22 protein-coding genes are annotated in these 20,917 nt (G+C 35.8%); 14 read left to right on the forward strand and 8 right to left on the reverse strand.

Annotation, left to right across the window (positions count from 1 at the left end; translation table 11 throughout):
- Positions 1 to 398 precede the first annotated feature (398 nt).
- The 3 genes from QGN23_RS01085 to QGN23_RS01095 are packed head-to-tail and all read left to right on the forward strand — an operon-like array spanning position 399 to position 7,260.
- Positions 399 to 3,410 (forward strand): SusC/RagA family TonB-linked outer membrane protein, encoded by a 3,012-nt coding sequence (locus tag QGN23_RS01085; RefSeq protein WP_282905204.1) that lies wholly within the window; start codon positions 399 to 401, stop codon positions 3,408 to 3,410.
- Between the two features lie 12 nt (positions 3,411 to 3,422).
- Positions 3,423 to 4,805 (forward strand): RagB/SusD family nutrient uptake outer membrane protein, encoded by a 1,383-nt coding sequence (locus QGN23_RS01090; RefSeq protein ID WP_282904809.1) that lies wholly within the window; start codon positions 3,423 to 3,425, stop codon positions 4,803 to 4,805.
- Positions 4,792 to 7,260 (forward strand): alpha/beta hydrolase family protein, encoded by a 2,469-nt coding sequence (locus QGN23_RS01095; protein WP_282904808.1) that lies wholly within the window; start codon positions 4,792 to 4,794, stop codon positions 7,258 to 7,260. The genes QGN23_RS01090 and QGN23_RS01095 overlap by 14 nt, the downstream gene beginning before the upstream one ends.
- A gap of 34 nt (positions 7,261 to 7,294) precedes the next feature.
- Here QGN23_RS01095 and QGN23_RS01100 read toward each other — a convergent pair whose 3' ends face one another.
- From QGN23_RS01100 to QGN23_RS01115, 4 genes are all read right to left on the reverse strand, one after another.
- Complete coding sequence (locus QGN23_RS01100; RefSeq protein WP_282904807.1) at positions 7,295 to 7,573, reverse strand: DUF6520 family protein; 279 nt, start codon at positions 7,571 to 7,573, stop codon at positions 7,295 to 7,297.
- A gap of 46 nt (positions 7,574 to 7,619) precedes the next feature.
- Complete coding sequence (locus QGN23_RS01105; protein WP_282904806.1) at positions 7,620 to 9,113, reverse strand: MauE/DoxX family redox-associated membrane protein; 1,494 nt, start codon at positions 9,111 to 9,113, stop codon at positions 7,620 to 7,622.
- A 176-nt stretch (positions 9,114 to 9,289) separates the two neighbouring features.
- A complete protein-coding gene (locus QGN23_RS01110) occupies positions 9,290 to 10,087 on the reverse strand; it encodes a hypothetical protein (RefSeq protein WP_282904805.1) in 798 nt (265 codons plus the stop codon).
- 23 nt (positions 10,088 to 10,110) lie between these two features.
- Positions 10,111 to 10,725 carry an N-acyl amino acid synthase FeeM domain-containing protein gene (locus tag QGN23_RS01115; RefSeq protein WP_282905205.1) on the reverse strand — a complete coding sequence of 205 codons (615 nt, stop codon included), beginning with the start codon at positions 10,723 to 10,725 and terminating at the stop codon, positions 10,111 to 10,113.
- Positions 10,726 to 10,853: 128 nt separating this feature from the next.
- Here QGN23_RS01115 and QGN23_RS01120 point away from each other — a divergent pair, with 128 nt between their 5' ends.
- Positions 10,854 to 11,609 (forward strand): helix-turn-helix transcriptional regulator, encoded by a 756-nt coding sequence (locus tag QGN23_RS01120; protein WP_282905206.1) that lies wholly within the window; start codon positions 10,854 to 10,856, stop codon positions 11,607 to 11,609.
- Here QGN23_RS01120 and QGN23_RS01125 read toward each other — a convergent pair.
- The gene (locus QGN23_RS01125) at positions 11,601 to 12,395 is read right to left on the reverse strand and encodes a ThiF family adenylyltransferase (protein ID WP_317622311.1); all 795 of its coding nucleotides are present in this window, start codon (positions 12,393 to 12,395) and stop codon (positions 11,601 to 11,603) included. The two genes, QGN23_RS01120 and QGN23_RS01125, sit on opposite strands and share 9 nt — an antisense overlap.
- Before the next feature lie 339 nt (positions 12,396 to 12,734).
- Here QGN23_RS01125 and QGN23_RS01130 point away from each other — a divergent pair, with 339 nt between their 5' ends.
- Positions 12,735 to 13,364, forward strand: coding sequence for an RteC domain-containing protein (locus QGN23_RS01130; RefSeq protein ID WP_317622312.1), 630 nt, complete (start codon positions 12,735 to 12,737; stop codon positions 13,362 to 13,364).
- Between the two features lie 15 nt (positions 13,365 to 13,379).
- On the opposite strand, the gene QGN23_RS01135 is transcribed toward QGN23_RS01130, so the two are convergent.
- A complete protein-coding gene (locus QGN23_RS01135) occupies positions 13,380 to 13,574 on the reverse strand; it encodes a hypothetical protein (RefSeq protein ID WP_282905208.1) in 195 nt (64 codons plus the stop codon).
- 72 nt (positions 13,575 to 13,646) lie between these two features.
- Between QGN23_RS01135 and QGN23_RS01140 the strand changes: the two genes are divergently transcribed.
- The 6 genes from QGN23_RS01140 to QGN23_RS01165 all read left to right on the forward strand — a co-directional run bounded on the left by QGN23_RS01140 (position 13,647) and on the right by QGN23_RS01165 (position 17,919).
- Entirely contained in the window at positions 13,647 to 13,910 is a 264-nt protein-coding gene (locus QGN23_RS01140; RefSeq protein ID WP_282905209.1) for a helix-turn-helix domain-containing protein, read from the forward strand.
- A 16-nt stretch (positions 13,911 to 13,926) separates the two neighbouring features.
- Positions 13,927 to 14,469 carry a hypothetical protein gene (locus QGN23_RS01145; protein ID WP_282905210.1) on the forward strand — a complete coding sequence of 181 codons (543 nt, stop codon included), beginning with the start codon at positions 13,927 to 13,929 and terminating at the stop codon, positions 14,467 to 14,469.
- A gap of 47 nt (positions 14,470 to 14,516) precedes the next feature.
- Positions 14,517 to 14,765, forward strand: a complete 249-nt coding sequence (locus tag QGN23_RS01150; RefSeq protein ID WP_133440917.1) for a DUF3853 family protein — start codon at positions 14,517 to 14,519, stop codon at positions 14,763 to 14,765.
- A gap of 79 nt (positions 14,766 to 14,844) precedes the next feature.
- The gene (locus QGN23_RS01155) at positions 14,845 to 15,483 is read left to right on the forward strand and encodes a hypothetical protein (RefSeq protein WP_282905211.1); all 639 of its coding nucleotides are present in this window, start codon (positions 14,845 to 14,847) and stop codon (positions 15,481 to 15,483) included.
- A 27-nt stretch (positions 15,484 to 15,510) separates the two neighbouring features.
- Positions 15,511 to 16,641, forward strand: coding sequence for a hypothetical protein (locus QGN23_RS01160; RefSeq protein WP_282905212.1), 1,131 nt, complete (start codon positions 15,511 to 15,513; stop codon positions 16,639 to 16,641).
- 435 nt (positions 16,642 to 17,076) lie between these two features.
- On the forward strand, positions 17,077 to 17,919 hold the full coding sequence (locus QGN23_RS01165; RefSeq protein ID WP_282905213.1) for a toprim domain-containing protein: 843 nt from the start codon (positions 17,077 to 17,079) through the stop codon (positions 17,917 to 17,919).
- Positions 17,920 to 17,941: 22 nt separating this feature from the next.
- Here the strand turns inward: QGN23_RS01165 and QGN23_RS01170 are convergent, their stop codons facing one another.
- Together QGN23_RS01170 and QGN23_RS01175 are read right to left on the reverse strand one after the other, a co-directional pair.
- A complete protein-coding gene (locus QGN23_RS01170; protein WP_282905214.1) occupies positions 17,942 to 18,592 on the reverse strand; it encodes a nucleotidyl transferase AbiEii/AbiGii toxin family protein in 651 nt (216 codons plus the stop codon).
- Between the two features lie 9 nt (positions 18,593 to 18,601).
- Positions 18,602 to 19,090: a helix-turn-helix transcriptional regulator gene (locus tag QGN23_RS01175; protein WP_282905215.1), complete on the reverse strand. Its 489-nt coding sequence runs from the start codon at positions 19,088 to 19,090 to the stop codon at positions 18,602 to 18,604.
- A gap of 573 nt (positions 19,091 to 19,663) precedes the next feature.
- Between QGN23_RS01175 and QGN23_RS01180 the strand changes: the two genes are divergently transcribed.
- The 3 genes from QGN23_RS01180 (at position 19,664) to QGN23_RS01190 (ending at position 20,896) form a co-directional block, all read left to right on the forward strand.
- Positions 19,664 to 20,059: a single-stranded DNA-binding protein gene (locus tag QGN23_RS01180; protein WP_282905216.1), complete on the forward strand. Its 396-nt coding sequence runs from the start codon at positions 19,664 to 19,666 to the stop codon at positions 20,057 to 20,059.
- 65 nt (positions 20,060 to 20,124) lie between these two features.
- Positions 20,125 to 20,652, forward strand: a complete 528-nt coding sequence (locus tag QGN23_RS01185) for a prtrc system protein e (protein WP_282905217.1) — start codon at positions 20,125 to 20,127, stop codon at positions 20,650 to 20,652.
- 25 nt (positions 20,653 to 20,677) lie between these two features.
- Positions 20,678 to 20,896: a PRTRC system protein C gene (locus tag QGN23_RS01190; protein WP_282905218.1), complete on the forward strand. Its 219-nt coding sequence runs from the start codon at positions 20,678 to 20,680 to the stop codon at positions 20,894 to 20,896.
- Positions 20,897 to 20,917 lie beyond the last annotated feature (21 nt).

Below are 20,917 nucleotides of genomic sequence, written 5' to 3' on the forward strand. Positions count from 1 at the left end.
TAGTTCATGAGGAGTTCATGAAAAACATTTGAGTATTTCAAGAGTCAGGAACCAGAAATTAGAATGAAGAAAAAGGATGAATTAAACCTTTTGAATGCGCCATCCGCTTTTTAAACGATGCAGCACCTGGTCTATCATCTTTTCTCTTTTCTCTTGATAAAAAATAAGAGTCAGGAACCGGAAATCAGAAGTAAGAAAAAGAATGAATTAAACCTTTTGAATGCGCCATTCGCTTTTTAAACGGTGCAGCGTATGGTCTATCATCTTTTTTCTTTTTTCTCTTTTCTCTATCATCTAACAGAAAAAAAACGCCCTTTCCCTAAAGTTTGCAGACCCCACAGGAAAGAGCAATAACAATTATCAGTACAAAAATGAACTAACAATTAAAAAACAAAACTATGAAAAAAATCCTATCAACCATAGGACTTGTTTCCGGTTGTCTGGTGTTTTCTGCGATTCATTCGCAGGTGCAGGCACAAACCCGTACTGCTACGGGCACGGTCAACAACGGTGAAAAACCCATTAGCGGCGTGACCGTCACGCAGGAAGGAACCAATCAAGTGACTACCACATCCTCCTCCGGAACGTTCAGCCTCCAGATTACCGGTGAAAATCCTGTACTTATTTTCCGACATCCGGAATATGGTGAAAGAAGAATCAGTACCGATGGGAAATCTACTTTTACTATATCTCTTTCAGAAAAAGTAAAGTCTATTGAAGAGGTAGTACTCAATGCGGGATATTACAATGTGAAAGCCAAGGAAAGTACGGGCAGCATTGCGAAAATCACCGCAAAAGACATTCAGAATCAACCGGTAAACAATGTCCTTTCAGCAGTACAGGGGAGAATGGCTGGGGTAAACATTACCCAGAACAGCGGCAACGCAGGTGGTGGCTATGACGTACAGATTCGGGGCAGAAATAGTTTACGCAATCCACTGAACAGTGCTACCGATGGAAATCAGCCACTTTACGTTGTTGATGGCGTACCGTTTTCCGGTGAACTTTCTTCTACCTATTCTGTAGGAGTGCTGCCTTTAAAAAATATCAGCCCGCTCAACAGCATCAATCCCAATGACATTGAAAGTATAGAAGTTCTAAAGGATGCAGATGCAACAGCCATTTATGGTTCCAGAGGGGGTAATGGGGTAATTTTAATTACCACGAAAAAGGGAAAATCATCACCTGTTCGATTGAACCTGAACACGGGTACAAGCTTCAGCAAAGTCGCCTCTACACTCAAAATGATGAATACTGCTGAATATATTGCCATGCGCAAAAAGGCTTTTGCCAATGTAGGCATAACAACCTTCCCCGCCAATGCATACGACATCAATGGTGCATGGGATCAAACTCGATATACAGATTGGCAGAAAGAGCTCATTGGCAGAACCGCCGGGAATACTACCGTGCAACTTTCCCTATCTGGTGGTTCCGAAAAAAACAGCTTTTTAGTAAGCGCTTCCCATAGTGATCAAACTTCAGTATTTCCCGGTGATCATCATTTTAAGACCAATACCGTTTCTACCCATTTTAACCATCAATCTGCAGACCGTAAGTTTTCACTGGGATTAGCGAATGCTTTTTCGGAAACAAGCAATAACAATATGGATACCGATTATACCAACAAAGCATTAAGTCTGTCTCCAGATGCACCATCCCTTTATGATGTCTTGGGAAATTTAAACTGGCAGAAAAACACCTTTAACAATCCACTTTCTCAACTGAATGCAAGTTATTCAAACAAAACCAAATACCTGAATCAAAATCTCAATGTAACCTACCAGCCTTGGATTGATTTTGCCTTTAAAATGAATACAGGGATAACTTTTCAGGATATAGAAGAATTTTCTCTTACTCCCAACACCGTTTTTAATCCAGCCTCTCCTTCTGGGGCAAATGCCTCTAGCTCCTCTGCTTCCCGCGGTACGGGATCTGTTTTTTCCTATATCGCAGAACCTCAAATCTCGTGGACCAAAAAATACAGCCGCCATCAATGGAATATACTGCTTGGATCTACTTTCCAGGAAAGCCAGTCCAAGATTTCTGCCATTCGGGGTACCGGCTTTTCAAGCAATGCATTAATCTATAATATTGCTGCAGCAAATACCATTTCGTTCTCCGATTTCAGAACCATACAATACCGATATGCCGCAGTTTTTTCGCGATTAAATTACCAGTTTGCAAATCGTTATATACTTAATTTAACTGCAAGAAGAGATGGCTCAAGCCGCTTTGGTGCTAATAATCGTTTCGCAAATTTTGGTGCGGTGGGTGCTGCCTGGATACTTTCTGAAGAGCAGTTTTTGAAAAACAGTTCCTGGTTATCTTTTGCAAAACTAAGGGCAAGCTTTGGTCAGTCAGGTAGTGATGCAATCGGAGATTACCAGTTTACTGATACCTACACCTTATCCTCCTCTTCTTATAATAATATTCCGGGGCTCTATCCTTCCCGTTTATACAATCCTGATTTTTCTTGGGAAAAAACGAACAAACTGGAAACCGCACTGGAAATTGCTTTCTTAAAAAATCGCATCTCTTTAACAGCCGCTTGGTACAGAAACAGATCTTCTAATCAATTGGTCGGGATTCCTTTACCTGCTACCACTGGCTTTAGCACTATCCTTTCTAATCTCAATGCAACGGTAGAAAACAGTGGATTTGAAGCAGAGACCTCCATCATTCCTTTGAAATCAGAAAACTTCCAATGGAATGCTTCTTTTAACATCAGTGTTCCCAAAAATAAACTGCTTTCTTTCCCCGGATTGGAAGGTTCTACGTATGCCAATTCTTATACAGTCGGTGAATCGATCTATGCGGTAAAATTGTTTGACTACCAGGGCATCGACCCTGCAACTGGCAAATATGTTTTTACAGATTATAATGGGGATGGTAAAATTACGGCTCCAGATGACGCCCGGGCAATTAAAAATTTAGGACCAAAATATTTTGGTGGATTCCAAAATGAAATCTCCTATAAAAAGGTAAAGCTCTCATTTCTGTTTCAGTTCGTAAAACAGGAGGCCTATAATTATATCAGAACCATGAGCACTCCCGGAGTGATTGTAAACCAACCGGTCGAATTTCTAAATGTCTGGTCTGCAGCCAATCCTTCTGGAATTATAATGCCCTATACTCCAGGGACTGATGCAGCAACGAATGCGCTCACAACAAATTTTAAAAACAGTACAGGGGCGGTTGGGGATGCTTCTTACATCAGATTAAAAAACCTTCAGCTGAATTACGGTATTCCACTTCAAAGCACATTTGTTCGCGAAGCGACTTTGTATATGCAAGGTCAAAATCTTTTGACCTGGACCAATTATTTCGGTCTGGATCCTGAAATGGTGACCTCTGGATATCTCCCTCCCCTTAAAACGTTGTCCTTAGGATTTCAATTAACTTTTTAAAACAAAATCAACATGATTACCAAAAAAATAATCACCAGAAATACAGTGGTACTTGCCCTTTTTCTTTGCATGATACACTCTTGTGAAGAAGCACTGGAAGTGAACCCGCCAATCAACCAGATCAATGCAAATCAGGTGTTTGAATCGACGAGTACCGCAGATGCTGCATTAAGCAGCCTTTATGCAGAACTACAGGCTTATTCACTATTGAGTGGCTCATCGTCGGGCGCAGGAGCACTTCTCGGCTCGTATACCGATGAATTAGTGAACTACAGCACAGCCTCCAATGCTGATTTTGATATCTTCAGCAATAGCATGGTTTCAACGAACACCAAAATAAAATCGGTCTGGGCAAATGCGTACAAAGAAATCTATATGGCAAATGCCATCATTGAAGGGGTTAATAAAAGCACAGCGATTGCAGATCTGGATAAAAAACGGATAAAAGGAGAAGCGCTCTTTGTTCGCGCACTTATTTATTATTATATCAGCCAGATTTTTGGAGCCATTCCTTATGTAACAACCACCGATTACACCGTAAATCAATCGCTCGCAAAAACCAATGAAACAGAACTTTTAGTTAAAATTCAGAATGACCTGTCCGAATCTTCATCGCTTTTAAACGACATTTATAGAAATCCTGACAGAATATATCCCAACAAAAAAACCGCAGACTTACTCCTTGCTTCCGTTTTGATGACCCAAAATCACTGGCAGGATGCTGAAATCTTGTTGAAAGGAATTATTCAAAATGCCCTTTATACCTGGCAACCCGATTTGTCTAAAACTTTTAAAATGAATGGGAAACATATTTTGTGGCAATTAAAGCCTTTGCAGGCAAATAATGCAACCAGTGAAGCACTCCTGTACTATTTCACAACGGCTTTACCAAATACATACACCCTTTCTGATAACTTGTTTGCTTCTTTTGACACCAACGACCTCCGAAAGCAGCAATGGATAAAAACGCTGACCATTAACCAGAAAAATTACTATCGCACAGATAAGTATCGCAATATCTCAGCGAATACGGATGAATATTCGATTGTATTTCGTTTGGAAGAAACCTATTTACTTTTAGCAGAATCCTTGGCACAACAGGATAAAAAAACAGAAGCCTTAACTTATCTCAATGCAGTAAAAGCAAAAGCAGGCATTACTGCAACTCCTGTTTCGGCGACCAAAGAGCAAATATTGTCCGAAATAATCAATGAAAACAGGAAAGAATTTTTTACAGAAAAGGGGATTCGTTTCCTATCTCTAAAAAGAGCAGGAAAACTGAATGGATTGTTGAGCACCAAACCAAACTGGAAAACGTATCATCAAAACTGGCCGCTACCCAATTCTGAACTGTTATTAAATCCCCATTTAAATCCGCAAAATGATGGTTATTAAAAAGAAAACAATTTTTCTGATGGTTATTTATCTGATGGTTGCAAATTTCAGTTTTGCTCAAATGAAAGATTTTAAAGCAAATGAGTTTGCAGGTCACACGTATAACCTCTCCTGGCTTACGTGGTCTCCGGATAAAAAATATGTTTCTTTTCAGAAAAGCTACGAATATTCCAGTGATACGCTGTCTTTAATAAATGTAAAACATCCTGAAAAAATCATATTTCAGTCGGCAGGAATATATCCTAATTTCCTGCATTACTCCAAAAAAGGTCATCTTTTTATGCGCGGAGCCAAGACGGCTCAACTACTGAAATTACCCTCCGTAAAACCCATAATATGGGAAAATATCACCGATGCCTTTTATCTGGAAAAAGAGGAGAAAATTGCAATATTGCAAAAAGACATCCTACGGATTTATAATGAAGATGCGGAGTTAATTGATGAAATTCATGGAGTGAATGCTATCAAAAAGAATAAGGATATTTTGTTTTTCACAGGTCGAAACAAAAATCTGTACGAGCTGATAAAATGGACTGCCAATCTAAAAACTACACTCAACTCTTCCACACATAAGAGAATGAATATTGTTGGTAATGAGAATCCCATTTTTTTCATCGCAGAACGAGATTCAGCAACCACAAAAAATAGGGTTAAGTATATTAACATCACCACCCGCAAAGAAATAATTTTTCAGCCACCTTCTTCTCACCTTTTAAAAAATGTGGTTCAAGTGTCAAAAATTGGTACAAGCAAATTTCTTATGACCTACACAACCACCCTCCCAAAAAATGAAAAATCTACTGTTGACATATGGTATGTCAATGACCGTAATTTGGCGAAGAAATTCCAGAACAACGTCGGACTGGAGAATGTAATTTGGAATCCGGAAAAATCGGAATATGTACTATTGAATAATGATCGTTTTCCGAAACATATTCCTATCGGACACGGTGGTTACGTGCTTGCATTAGACCCCACTGCAAATCAGGATTACACCCATGATAAAATTGAATCTGAGCTTTATCGATATGACGTAAATACTAATAGATACGAGTTTTTAGGAAAAGTAGGTGTAAACTGCTATATGGATGATAAAGGGAAATACCTTCTCTCTTACCTCAATCAAAATTGGATATTATACACGATTTCTACCATGGAAAATAAAGCTCTGACCCTTGAAGCTGACCTCATCCCTTATTTTAGCTTAAGTGGCGAAAAGATTATTTTTGGAGGACATCAAAAAATAGCAGAATACAATATTTCTGCTTCAGAATTAAAAGCGACCAGAATACCCCAAGGATTTAATGCAGAAATAATAAGTGGATCCAGTGAACCACTGGGCATTGACAGCCGGTTTACAAAAAACTCCTATGATGATAGCAAAACAACCCTTATTAAAATATTAAATCCCGAAACTTCTGACCAGACTTTGGGAACCTACCGTAATCAATCATTTCAAGCACTATACCACTCTTCTGATGATTTGGTATCAATTCCTTTAATGAAGGACGCCAATAGCATCTTATACCTTAAAAGCAATTACAACAAACCACCCGTTTTAATCAGAAACACAAACAGCAGAGAAGCAGCTATTTTTCATTCAAATAAAGAAGACGATGCAGTTTTTAACTATAAAAAAACTCGGACCTATTATCGCAATTCGATGGGCATTCCATTAACTGGATTGCTGTATTATCCTGCGCATTATAAAAAGGGCAAAAAATATCCTATGGTAGTAGGGATCTATGAATTAATGAGAAATCAAAGCAATAAATATTTAAGAGATGGATTTATTGGGAGTGTCGAAGGATTTAATATGAGAAACTTTTTGGATCGTGGTTATTTTATCTATTTACCAGATATAACCTATGACGGCAGAGGTCCCGGTAAATCTGCCGTAGATGCGGTAGAGTCTTCGTTGGACGCCTTAGCAAATATTGGAGAGATTGATTTTTCAAAAGTGGGATTAATAGGGCATTCTCATGGTGGGTACGAAACCAATTTTATTGCCACACAGAGCAAACGTTTTGCTGCCTATGTGAGTGGTGCAGGTAATAGCGATTTAGTACGCTCTTTCCATTCATTCAACTACAATTTTTTAAGTCCTTTTTATTGGCAGTTTGAAGAACAGCAATACCGAATATATAAACCGTTTGCAGCGGATAAAAATTTATATCTAGAAAACAGTCCCATATATCATGCAGAACAAGTAAGCCAGCCTATTTTGCTTTGGGCTGGAAAAGAAGATCGAAATATTGCATGGGATCAAAGTATGGAATTTTATCTTGGCTTAAGAAGAAATGATAAGAAAGTCATTGCTCTGTTTTACGAGAAAGAGGGACACAGTTTTTCAGAGCGGCGCAACAGAGAAGATCTTTTTGTGAGAATAAAAGAGTGGTTTGACTTTCATTTAAAAGGAATTAAAACCCCTTGGATTTCTGAAATGTATCAATAAAAAAAGGGATGCCAATTGGCATCCCCATTTCAGCTTATTGTTGTACTCTTTCAAATAGTTTATCCGGACAGCTGGTTCCGTTCAGTTGATAAAGAGGTTCACCACCCATACCTACATCTGCTGTACAGATTATAGTTCCAGTGGTATCACATGTTTTACCAACGTTAATACATTCTTCCTCTTCGCCAAAATGATAAGCATAACCTGGTTGTACCGATTTTGCATCATCTTTTGTAACATGAGACGCATATGCGCTTCCTGCTCCTGCCAATACCATTACAGCTGGCAATAAGAGCGCCTTTAAATTTTTCATAATAAAAAATATTTAAAATGGTGCCTACTCTTGTAAGGGTTTTCGGCTACTCCCTCTGAATGAAACTGCTGGTCAGCGTCTGCGCACAACGGTACCGTACAATTTCATTTCCAGAAATAATGTAAAAATAATGATCAGTCATAAGCATTTGAGACATTTTATTCTTTTTACGATGCTGAACATAAAAACTTCCCCAATAGCCTCCAGACGATGTCATATATACATCGATGACACTATTTTTTTTCCATAAATCTTTAGATTCATACTTTCCTATCAAATTCGCATGATTGAAAAGTAACCCTTTATAAGCCATCATATTTCTATTGATTAAAAGCGAGGGTTGATTCATCTTCGACCGCCCGTCTTTTAATTTTTTAACTTTCAGTGCTGGCTTATCATAAGGATCAATGGTCTTCATCTTCCGAACAATTTTCGCGCTTGCATTCAGTTTAAGGATCGTGTTTTTATAGTAGAACATATAATAGATATCGCCTAAGGCAGTATCATATAAAAGCTTACCGTCTCCCTCAAATCCACCGTCGGCTTTATTGCTCAGAAGGGTCTGATTAATGGCAACCTGTGGTTTTTCAAGTAGTGACAGTGACGCAATTCCCAATCTCTTCGAAGCATAATCTTCCACACGCAACAGATATTGCGAAGGGGAAACAGCGACCAGTTGATCAAAGTAAACTTGATTACTACTCCTTACAACAAGTGGCATAGAAAGAGAATCGAGTGACTGGCTGTAAATAACTGGAACTGTTCCGTCAAAACCATAGAGATTCCCTTGTACAATGCAATACCTTAAATTTTTGAACCTAAAATTAGAGCCTGGATTAAGATTAATCGTATCCATTTTTTGCATAAGAGAATCTAACTTAAAAATTCTGAACGGATTGCTTGGATTTCCCAGATAAAGATCACCCTTATGGTTTCCCGCAAAATAAAACGAGTTTACACCCAGATCGAAAGACTGCTCTTCCAAAATGGGATGATGCGGAAATCTCCTCGTAAAATTATTCTCCTTTTTCATGATATACTCAGAAGAAAGAAACAGGGCGACCATGCTGCCCGCTGAGAACACTGCGATGAGTGCTGCTGCAGCGATACGGCTCCAGCCGTGCGCCCGTTCTTTCCCCATGAAAACACTTGTTGTTAATGCCAAAACAACGCACACTCCATTGAAAATCAAATGTTCATCCCAACTCATCTTCTCCAGAATTCCACCACAGGAGCATGGTATAAAATCACTATAATTCAGAATTAAATAAATATAAACTGTAAAGGCGACCATCAATCCAAATGAAGCGTACAATCCTATCCGTCTTACTTTTGGATCAGCGAGTACTCCTGCAATCATCACTTCGATAATGATGACCGCATAGGAAATAAATCCTGCATATGCACTCAGCAGAGGCGACTGCGCCAACTGAACCTGGAAATTTTCAAAATCCAACATTTTACTTCCCGCTGCATACGTAAAAAGTAAAATAAAAGCGTACGATGCGTATATAGCCAATTTGTTAATTAAGGTTTTCATGTCTGCATTTTTGATAGAGTAAAATTGCGACATCCCTTTTTTAAATACATGCACATTAGAGGCAGAAGTATGTATAATAAAAACATTCTTATGTACAATAATGACGTTCTTATGTATAATAAAGTCGTTTATATGTATAATAGGGTCAACAGAATAATAAAGTCGGTACGGTAAAGTCACTGTTGTAGCGCGATCCGGAGAATGCGGTGGAATGGAAAATGGTAGGTTCTGTGGAATAGAATATAGAGTTGATAGTAATTTGCAAAGCCGTTTTCATAGGCAATTTCCTTATAGCTCAAAGTACTCAACAGGAGGTCTTCGAGTACAGGAATCATTTTGATTTTAAGATAATGATGGTAAAAGGAACTTTCAAAAAACGAAGAGCTGTCTTTTCTAAACTGGCGGTAAGACAGACCTTTGCTGTTCACAAAAGCCTTTAAGGTCCCATGCTCATCAGGCTCATACGTTTCCAGCAGTTTCAGCAGGTACCGGTACCTGCTATTTCCTATCGATGCGGGAGGCCTGGGGTAAACCGTTTGATGGGTCACAACAGAAATGGTGTAGTGGTACTGCTCTTTGGTGACCACCCCTATAAAAATCTGAATTTCCTCTGAACTGATCTGTTGCACATGAATGGGCAGAAAAAAACGGTCTTTGGAAACCGAGCCGGCCATGCGTTGATAAGCTTCAGTGAGCAGTTTCACAATCTCAGCGTACTCCCCATTGGAGGTAAGTTCTTCTTCTGCCTCCTGATAGGTAAAGACAAATCCCTTATGATAATATTCGGTGTGCTGATCCAGAAAATGAATAGCCTGAAACAGCCTGATATACTGCCTGATAATTTCTTTAGTTTGCGAAAAAACAGTCTCACTCGACAAATACTGGCGTTCCGGTGATGAATCACAAAGCACACAATAACGTTCTAATGCTTTTTTCAAATGCTTTTGTAAAAGATCAAGATGATAAGTATTCATGGCTGTAGGTTCATATTAGGAAACTATTGCCAAAATATCCCCAATTCATTACGCAGCAGATCCCTGTTTCTGTTCAGAAAACTTTGATAGCCCGCCCACGGCAACTGGATCGGTATCGTCTCTGATCCCAGATAGTGAATGGGAGTACCGATCGCTTCAGCCTCTATTCCTAAAAGCCGGATCGTTCGCAATAATTTCACGTCGCATTCTGCAAAGACAATTCCTCCTTGACCTTGTTGAGCAACTTGCAGTGCAAGTGCCATCAGCGTTTTAAAAATATGGAAACCTCTCTTATCTGCTCCTTTGGATACAGCGAATCTGCCAATATGGTAAATAGGTGTACCCGCATCGGCAAAATCTTCAATATTAATATTAAAAATTTTTTCTATTGGTAAAATTTGGGTAGCTGTTTTTTGGAATATTCTGATGCTCCCACAAATGACATCATTGGACATTGAAATGAAAATATGGGAGTTTAAATATTGCTTTTCTTCAGCACATAATATTTGTCTTACAGAATTTATATCTTCAGCTTTTAAAACTTCCCGATGATGAAGATGATTTTCATTAATTACAAAATAAATTAATTCATCAATCTTTTCATGGCACATGGTGTAATATTCTATATCGTATATCATATTTATATTATTTGACTAAAAGTATTATGATGTTTTCATATAATTTCTACACTTTTGTGTAGATTTGATAAATAAACATAAAAACTACACGGTAGTGTAGCTAAGTTCAACAATATTCCCTCTTAATTATGGATGAAATACACAAGTTCTTTTCAGGAAAGAATACGGTAGATTATTTATCGGAAGAGGAGTACGCTCAAAGTGGTAACTATCTCGAAACCCTGCGGGCCGTCTCCAGGCTATCATATATGAGCATGTATGTAATCGATTATCAGAGAAGGGAGTTCGAATATGTGTCGGACAATCCACTTTTTCTATGTAATCATACTCCGTCGGAAGTCATGGCGATGGGATATGCTTTTTACTTTAAATATGTATCTAAGCAAGACTTGGAAATGCTGATCAGAATAAACGAGATAGGTTTTGAATTTTTTAACAGAACACCACTGCAAGACCGGAAAAATTATAGTATTTCCTATGATTTTAATTTGCAGACTGGAAAAGACAAAATTTTGATCAATCACAAATTAACCCCCATATTTATTACTTCCGAAGGTAAAATATGGAAAGCACTATGTGTCGTTTCTCTTTCTTCTAACGCTGATTCAGGAAATATTTTACTTTCAAAGACAGGTGAAGATTCATTTTGGGAACTCGACTTAGCCGGCGGAGTATGGAATAAAATGGATAAAAGTAGATTAACGGAACGGGAGTTGCAGACTGTTCGCCTGCACGCACAAGGATTAACAATAGGCCAAATAGCAGATCGAATGTGTATCGCCGTCGATACCGTTAAGTTTCATCGAAGAAAGCTTTTCGACAAATTGCACGTTAAAAATATGGGAGAAGCATTAGCTTATGTCAAAAACAACAAGCTACTTTAATATAGCATCTTTTCCATGATCTTCTTCCTGAAATAAAGAACTCAAATAGAAATCCGGAAATTTTTTATAAAACCTCCCTGTAGCTATTTTCACCAAAAGATGGGTACACATAGCGGCGACATACCACGATCCGATAGCCAGCTGGGGTGGTGGTAGCGTAAGTTCTTCATGTTTGTATTGATTAATTACCTCTTCAAGCCATATCTGTGGTTTCTGCCAATAGCGTTGGTAACTTGCAGCATATTCTACTACGTCCACTTCATTAAAATTGCTGGATTTTTCAATTGATTCAAGAGGTGGTCCGTCCGGTGAAAGAACAGTAACTAATCCTCCCCAACCGACATTATATGGATGTAAGACAGGAATGCCACTGTTAAAACATGATTTATCAAATAGTTGAGGTGCTTTATCGGTATAATCCAATGCATTGATTCCGGCATTGTATCTCCCTGTTTCTGGCATATTGTCGATGCTTATAAACTCATTTATAAAGCTGATTTCCGCATTCGCATTGATGCTTTTTAGTCTTTCGTAAAGTGCGGTAGCTTTTGAAGTTCCAATCTGATCTTCAGTGTAATTTTGTCTGTTGAGATTAGAGTCTTCGATGAGGTCACCATCAATCACGCATATTTTTTCAAATCCAGTACGCAGTGCACATTCCGCAATATTGCTTCCGATTCCACTCCCGGCAATAACGATCGAGAAATTTTTTAATTTTTGTTGCTCGCAGTTGCTGAGGTAAATGCGGTTTCTTAAATAACGGTCCATGGTAAAAAGTTTTGTCAAATCTACTTTATTTGGATGTTTACCTACCTACACTTTGGTGTAGTTCTTTGGGTATTCTGCATTTCTTAATCTACAGTGTAGCAAATTAATTAATGATGGGCAATACATTTGAATATAAATGAAATATCTATGGTTAAGTTCATTGCAAATCTCGAAAGTGAATTGGAAAGCAGACTACTGTTTCTAAGTCTAGAATCTGATAAGCCTCTACAAAGAGCAGAAGAATCAATGTTGGAAATTAATAACGCATTAAAAAAACTAAAATCTTTTGTTTTACGTACTAAGTTCCCCTCAGATAGTGAAGAAATAGATTTTTTCAAAAACCGCAAACCCTTGATATTGTCAAAGTTAATATATCATAATGAAGTCTATAGAATCGAAACCCGTAAGCCAAGTGGAGGTGAAAAGATGATTCGAAAATACTATCAGACAGAACTCATTAAACTGAAAGAGTTCTTTGAAGAAAATGTCGATTTTTATGGATATTACAGAACCCACAGTACATACCTTGATCATAAATATTTTGTTCGTAGAAAACTCGACGTTAAGTTGAGTTTAGACTCTTTTGTTTTTGAATCTGATGCAAGATTTAGTACTTCTCATGATTATAAAGTCGCAAAAATAATGGCAAATGATCTTCTCGAAGTTTACCTCAATGATGAATTGCTGAAATTAAATAGGCAAGGGGAGGAGCAGTACCGAATATCCACGCCCAAAACAAAACTGGCCTGGACAGATAATAAAACTTCACTGATTGAATTAATTTATGCCTTGCAGTGCAAAGGATCATTCAATAATGGTAATGCCGATATCAAGGAAATCAGCGCTTATTTTGAGGCGGTTTTCAATATAGAACTCGGTGATGTTTATCGGACATACCTGGAAATAAAAAACAGAACATCCCGTACAAAATTCCTAAATAATCTCCAAAATTTGTTGAACAACAAAATGGATTCGCAGGATGAATAAGAAATTTTTCTGACTTTAACACCCACCTTGTATCAATTCAATAAACTCAATATTTTTGGAAAGTTTTTTATTGATTTTTGTTGGAGCTTTCTGAAGTCTAAAGAGAAAATTCGGTGATAATTCCTTTAACTCAGCTTTCTTTAAAATATCAATACCCAACTTGGGTACACCTTGTGGGTTTAATCCATCAATAATACCAAAATTTGTCATAACAAAATAAAAGTAATAAGGGTCACTGTCATTCTGAGCACAGCTAAGGCCCTCAAACTTAACTCAAAAATTATGACATTAGAAGTATTAACCAAAGAAGATCTCCAGCAGTTTAAAATTGAACTGCTCGAAAGTATTGAAAACTTACTTCAAGGAAAGAAGACAGAAGAAAAGTTATGGCTTAGAACCTCTGAGGTCAGAAAACTCTTAAATATATCTTCCGGAACCTTACAAAACCTGAGAATCAACGGAACTTTATCTTACAGCAAAATAGGAGGGACGCTGTATTACAATTATAAAGACATCCAAACTCTGCTGATGGATTGTAAACATTAATTGTAAGTCAGTAATTATGAAACAGACTAAAAATATTATCAGCTTTTTTGAACGGGTCATTGAGGATGATCGATTGTATCCCTCTCATATCAGCATGTACGTTTCACTTTTGCAATTTTGGAGTTTGAATCGGTTTCAAAATCCTTTTCGTATTTGCCGGAAAGAGGTGATGAATTTAAGTAAAATCAAATCTCTGTCTACTTACCATAAATGTATCAGAGAACTGCATTGCGCCGGATTTATAATTTATTCGCCTAATTACAATTCGTACATAGGAAGTTTAATTGAAATTATTGATTTTGAAAGTGAAGTAAAAGACAAAAATAAATTATTTCAAAATCAGAATCTATTGCCAAAAGAAGAGACCTGTTTTTATGTACCGATGATTGATGAAGTTGAACGATATTTTACTGAACGGGATTTTTCACCCGGCGAAGCCAATCAATTTTATTCTTTTTATCAATCGATCGATTGGAAATTGTGTAATAAAAAACCAATGAAATGTTGGCAATCCGCCGCAAGAAATTGGATTTCTAGAGTGAAAAATGTCAATCAATAACACACCTAATAATCAAACGAATGAGTAATTCAATAAAAAATAAACAAATGAAAAATATAGATCCCAAAACGCCGATTTGGCAACTGACAGTTGAGGAATTTGTAGAAGTTTCGAAAAATCTAAATTCTGAAAAGAAGTATGAATATGGTTTGAAAGGTTTGGCAAAGATTCTGGGATGTTCTGTTTCGAAAGCTTCAGAAGTAAAATCCTCAGGAATATTGAATAAAGCAATTATTCAAAACGGTAATATTATCATCATTGATAAAGAAAAAGCATTAGAACTTTTTGGAAAATAATAAGATGTATTATCTTGAATTGACAGATCGATTTTGGGTTTTTAACCAAAAAATATCGATTGGTTCAACTGGAATTTCAATGTATTTATACTTTTTGAAAATTGCTTTTGACAATGAGCGATATGATTTTCAAATTTCTGATGTTGCAGTAAGCAAAGAATTGGGATTAACCAGAAAAACGATAAAGTCAACGAAAGAAAAGCTTAAAAGCTTAGGATTAATTCAATTCCAAACAAAAAACGGACTTCCGTGTAATTACAGGTTATTATTAGATTATCCATTGTCGGTTTCTGAACCAAAAAATGTAATAAAGGAAGAAATTAAGAAGGAAGAATTTATTCAAAAAGAGGAAAAATTAGTATTTCCTTCGCCAACAGTTCCACCGATTCAAAACTTTTTTGAAAATACAGTTCAAAAAGTTGAAGCGCAATCATCAAGAGAAAAATCAAACAATAAAAACACTCCAAGTTGGGAAGAATTTATTGAATTCGCCCAAACATTAGAAATCTACGAATCACAGTTAGATTTTGAAATACAAACAAAATATGAGAGTTGGAAAAATAATGAATGGAAAAACCATGTGGACCGACCCATTACCAATTGGAAATCTGCGCTAAAAAGTGCTTTGCCTTTTATGAAGAAAACAACCGAAGGTAGTATGCTGTCATTAAAATCAATTCCAAATATAAATCGACCAAAATCATTAAGCAAAAAATAAAAACCCTAAATAAACATGAAGTGAAATATGGCTATTCAAGAGAAGGATTTGAGGTTAATCCGAAAGGAATTTGAAAATAAAACCGAAAAAATTCCGGAGAGAATTCGTATTGGGAATCAATTCGTGGATGATTTTATTTTCGAAGATCATGAAGCTGCAGATATTCCCATCAATGCGCTTCGGGTAATTTTTAATATTATTTCGATTATCAGCAACGAGCAATTTCGTCCGGAAGACCGCCCGAAGCAACTTTCTTTATTTGATGAAGAATTTGAAACGGAGAACAATGTATTTGCCTCAATAAAAATTAAAAATAACAAAATTTCTCCAAGTGGTTCCACAAAACAAGTCATCGCTGCTTATGAGTTTTTGGCTAAATTTAAAATGACTTGGTATAAATCGATGAATTCAAAAGGAAAAGAAATTAAAACTTTTGGAGGATTGATTTCTACACCAAGTTATGACAAACGAGGTTATACTACATTTTTAGTCAGTAGTTATTGGTTGAAAAAGCTATTGGTTATTCCAGAATACAATTATGTTTTGTATAATTTGGTGTATAACATCAGAAATAACAAGCATATTATTTTCGCTATTTGGCTATCGAAAATTCCTGAAAATGGAACGGTTTTAAAACTTTCAACACTCAATAAAAAGTTCGGATTAAACTATAAATCCGCCAATGATTTTTGTTTTAAATTTCTAAAACAGGTAAGAATCAGCCTGAACAAGTACAATACTCTTTCGTTTAATTATAAATACAGAAAGGATTCAATATTTATCATTCCTTATAATACAAAAGCTGTTTCGGATCACAACTTATCCGTAAACACAAGAGATCAATTAAAATCACGCGAAGCGTATCTTAACCAAAGGGAAAAAATAACGCGAAGACTTGTCTATTTCAGAAAGAGATATGGTTTACAAAAACATGAAATGATTCAATTCACACATCAATACAAAAATATTCCTCAAACCAGAGAATTGATAGAAAAAGTTTTCAAAGAATTCATCAAAATAAATAGATTAAAAGGAATAAAATCAACAGAATTTCAAGGAAAACTATTTCTAAATGAAATCCAGAAACTCATCATAGATATTTATCGGAATACGAAAATGGGAGAATTATTGCCGAATGGTTATCCGATGATTATTTGAATTCGGATTCAACTCACTTTCGGAATTGCACTCATTTAGAATTCGGAATTCCGCTCACTGAAGTTAAAGAAATGTTAATACAGAAAAATTTTTGATTGTTTTTTCGGAATTGCGCTCATTTTAAAATTTACAAAGCAATGAAAGCGTTAATAAACACCGGAAATTGTGGATAAGCTTAAAGATAATTGAAAAAGAGAAAATTTAATTCGGAATTGCGCTCATTCCAAAATTGATGGTTTTTCGGAATTGTGCTCATTCCAATTTCGGATTTCGACTCCTTTCTAATTCGGAATTGCGCTCATTCCAAATTGATGTTAAATACTTTGTGAGTATGCGATTTGGCGGATTACTAAAAGTATTTACAAAGTAATAAAAAGTCTTTTTTTTATTAAAAAGGAAAAGGTGAATAAAAAATTTGCTTTAAAAAAGAAAAAAATGAATTGCGAAAAAATAAAAGAAAGGGTTAGCATAAGAGCGGTTTTGGAATCCTTCAACTTTTTTCCGGTGAAAGAAAATCAGAAAACTGCGTTTTATTTTGCGTTGGACAGAGAGGAAAAAACTCCAAGTTTTTCGGTAGATTTTGTGAAGAATAAAGCGTTTGATTTCGGAACAGGGAAAAGTTATGATGTGATCTCAATTGTTCAGCAAATGAATCAATGTTCTGCTTTTGATGCGCTGAAATATTTGGAGAAGTTTGATTTTTCTATTCAAAAAAATGACAGAATTGAAGAAAGCGACCGAAGCAAAAATTATTCTATAATTAAATTGAGTGAAATTCAGCATCCTGCATTAATCCAATATTTAAAATCCAGAAAAGTGTATGAACAAAAAGATTTAGTGCAAGAAATTGAGTATATATTGAATGGTAAGAAATATTTCGGAATCGGTTTTTTTAATAATTCTGAAGGAGTGGAAATCCGAAATAAAAATTCTAAAATTTGCTTAGGAAAAAAGGATGTTACTTTAATTGAAAATGAAAGAAATAAAAACAGAGAAATTGTCGTTTTTGAAGGTTTTTTCGATTATCTGACTTACCGCAATATTGAGAAAATAGAAAATTTTAATTCAGATTATCTGATTCTAAATTCTACAGCAATGCTTTTTAAAGTTGATGAAATTTTGAAAAAGTATGATAAAATTTCACTTTTTTTGGACAATGATGCAAATGGAAAAACGACCAAGGAAATTATTCAAAAAAAGTATAAAAATGTTGAGGATTGCTCTTTATTGTACTTGGGTTTTAAGGATTTGAATGAGTGGTTTTGCACAAAAAAATAAGAGACCAAATTGAAAAACAAGTTTATAGCTCTTTATATTTCAAAATGGCTTCTTCAAAATCATCTTTTATAAATTCCCAATGTTTTCCATGGAGACAAATAGGATTGAAATCATCATCTGCAAGAATGAAATTGGTGAAATTTTCTAAAATTAATTCTTTGTCGTGGCTGTATGGATAACGTTGCAGATGGAGTTCCAGCATTTTATTAATACTGTAATCAGGAAGAACTTCATGCAGATCCCAAAAATCTTTTTTTCGTCCACCTCTTTGTACCACGTCAATTTTCATTGCAATGATTTCCTCTATCGTTGCAAAACGGATTTCATCTTCTATTTTTGCAGGTTGTATATAAGAATCGGTATAATACAAATCCAGTTTAACCGTATTTTCTTTGTCAGTTCCGATGAAATAAGATTTCCCCATTGCAGGTTCCAATTCAGAAAAAGTATCGATGTAAGCAAAATTACTTTTGAGAAAGAGATCAATTTTTTCAAAATCAATGCTTCCATATTGCAAATCGCTGAATAAATCAATATCCACCGAAATCCGGTGTCCCAATTGCAAACTTAAAGCTGTTCCGCCTACCAATCTGAAATTTTCAAAAACATCAGATTCCATAAGGATTTGAAGACTGTTTTTCAGTACATTATTTACTGTGTTATAATATAACATAGTACAGAATTAAGAAATTGGATGAAGTTGCATTGGCTTCGTCTTTTTAGAATGAAGAGCGGTATTGATTTTCTGTTGACCATAAAAACGTGAAATTTCCGTCTTTTCTTCTTCGTTTCCACGTTCAAAAATACGATGGATAACCGCCTGATATTGTTTGTCCCAATCTATTTGATTAATGTCTGTATCCCAAAATAAGGATTTTCGGAGAATAGAAAGGTTAGGACTGTGGTTTTGTATTTTTTCTTTTTCTTTCCATATTTCGTAATAACTCTGAAGAATGACAATTGTTCCTTCTTCCAGCTGCAATTCTTTTTCTATTTTTAAAGCTAAAGAAACAGGGATATTTCTTCTTCCTTTTGTTATCTCATTAAATGTTTGAGGATATTCGCCCACAGCTATGGCAAAAGGTCTCTTTTTGAGCGAACGTTTTTGTAGTTCTCGCTCAAGAATAATTCCCGGATGGATGCCTTTGTATTTTATAAGTTGTGAATTCATACTACAAATATAAACAAATTTGTTTACATTTTATAAAAACAGATTTGATTTAATTATTCATGGAAAAACATTTCTTATCCTGTTTTTTTTGAAAATATTGCAGATCAATATTACCTGTTAAATCAGCTTCTAACTCAGGTCTGGCTTTTTACTATTGCAAATGTAGGAAAGCATCATTCACTCAAAAAAATCTTTTTGGGTTTCTATAAAAATTCTTTCCGCAAGCTTCAATAATTTTTACAGACACTCCTAAATCCTTCGGACAAAAAAATTTCAAGCCCGATTCAAAACTTGTATTCAATTACGGGAACTGAATCGGGTTTTGTGTGCCTGATACTTTCCTATAATCACTAGCAAAGAAAAAGCCGGAACCTCAGTTATGAGAATCAATTCAATCATAGTTGCTCTTTTACATCAATGAAAATAATCAAATCAAACAACGATAAATATTGCTTTTCCAATTTGGAAAAAAAGTATAAAAAAGAAAAAAGCCGAGTGTCCTCGAAACCAAATCAATTCAATCGAAAAATTTAACTATCAAAAATTAAATATTAACTATCAAAAATTAACATTATGAACATCATTGGAAGAATTACCAAAAACGCAGAAATCAACACGTTGAAAAACGACAAACAAGTTGTGAATTTCTCAGTAGCCATCAACAACAGCTACAAAAACAAACAAGGTGAGCGCGTAGAGCAAACGACTTATTACAATTGCTCCTATTGGATAAGTCCGAATGTCGCAAAAATCCTTAACAAAGGAGCTTTGGTCGAGTTAACTGGCAGAGCAAGTTCGAGTGCATGGATTGGAAAAGACGGCGAAATAAAATCGGGATTGAATTTCCACACTTCAAACATCAAATTGCATGGTGGCGGGACTAAATCCATTACGGAAGATAAACCTTCTTCAAAACCAAAGAAAACCGCCTTTTCACAAGAAGAAACAGACGATGATTTACCTTTTTAGTTTTCATCAATTGAAGAGAAACAATCATCTAAAATTCAAAATTTATAATCTAAAATTATCACATTATGCAAACCAATTTTTTCAGACAAATAGCCAATATCAACCTTGCAGGTGATTTACAAATCACATTTACCAAAACCATAGAAAACAATTATGTCGTTTCCGTATTGCTCAAAAACGAGCAATGCGGGGATGAAGCGAGGAAAACCATTCCGCCCTTGAATTTACGAGGAACTTCGGAAGAATTGGACAATGGTTTTTTTGAAAATATAACTACACCGCTACAAACTGCGTCGGGATTAATGGTTGATATGGAAAGTTTTATGAAGCAACTCGAACAAACCAAAAAGAACTCGGCGATGGAAAAGGAAAAATCCGACAAAGAGAAAAAAGACAAGGAAGCAAAAGAGAAAAAGTTTAAAGATGCTTTGCAAAAAGCCGAAGAACTTGAAAAAGAAGAAAAGTACAAAGAAGCTTGGTCTGCACTTCCCAAAGTTTCGGAGTTTCCCGATTACGCTGAAATTATCCGTAAAAAGCAGGATGAATGTGAAAGACATTTTGCCCCAAGTCTTTTTACTGAAAACCAGTCCTAAAATTTAATTTAAAAATCAAAAAGTTATGTTATTAGCAACCCAATTAGAAAGAGTTTTTATTATCAAAGACAACGGACAGGAAATCCGATTGACCGATCCCGAACCGAAATGGAGCGTAGAATCGGTGATGAATTTTTATGCCAACACTTACCCAATTCTAACCACCGCCAAAGTTTCTGAACCGAAAATCAAAGATGATATGATTCAGTACAAATTTGAAAGCGTGATGGGAACAAAAGGCTAAAATACTTCTTGCGATTGGCTT

This window comes from Chryseobacterium gotjawalense, assembly GCF_030012525.1.
GTDB lineage: Bacteria > Bacteroidota > Bacteroidia > Flavobacteriales > Weeksellaceae > Kaistella > Kaistella gotjawalense.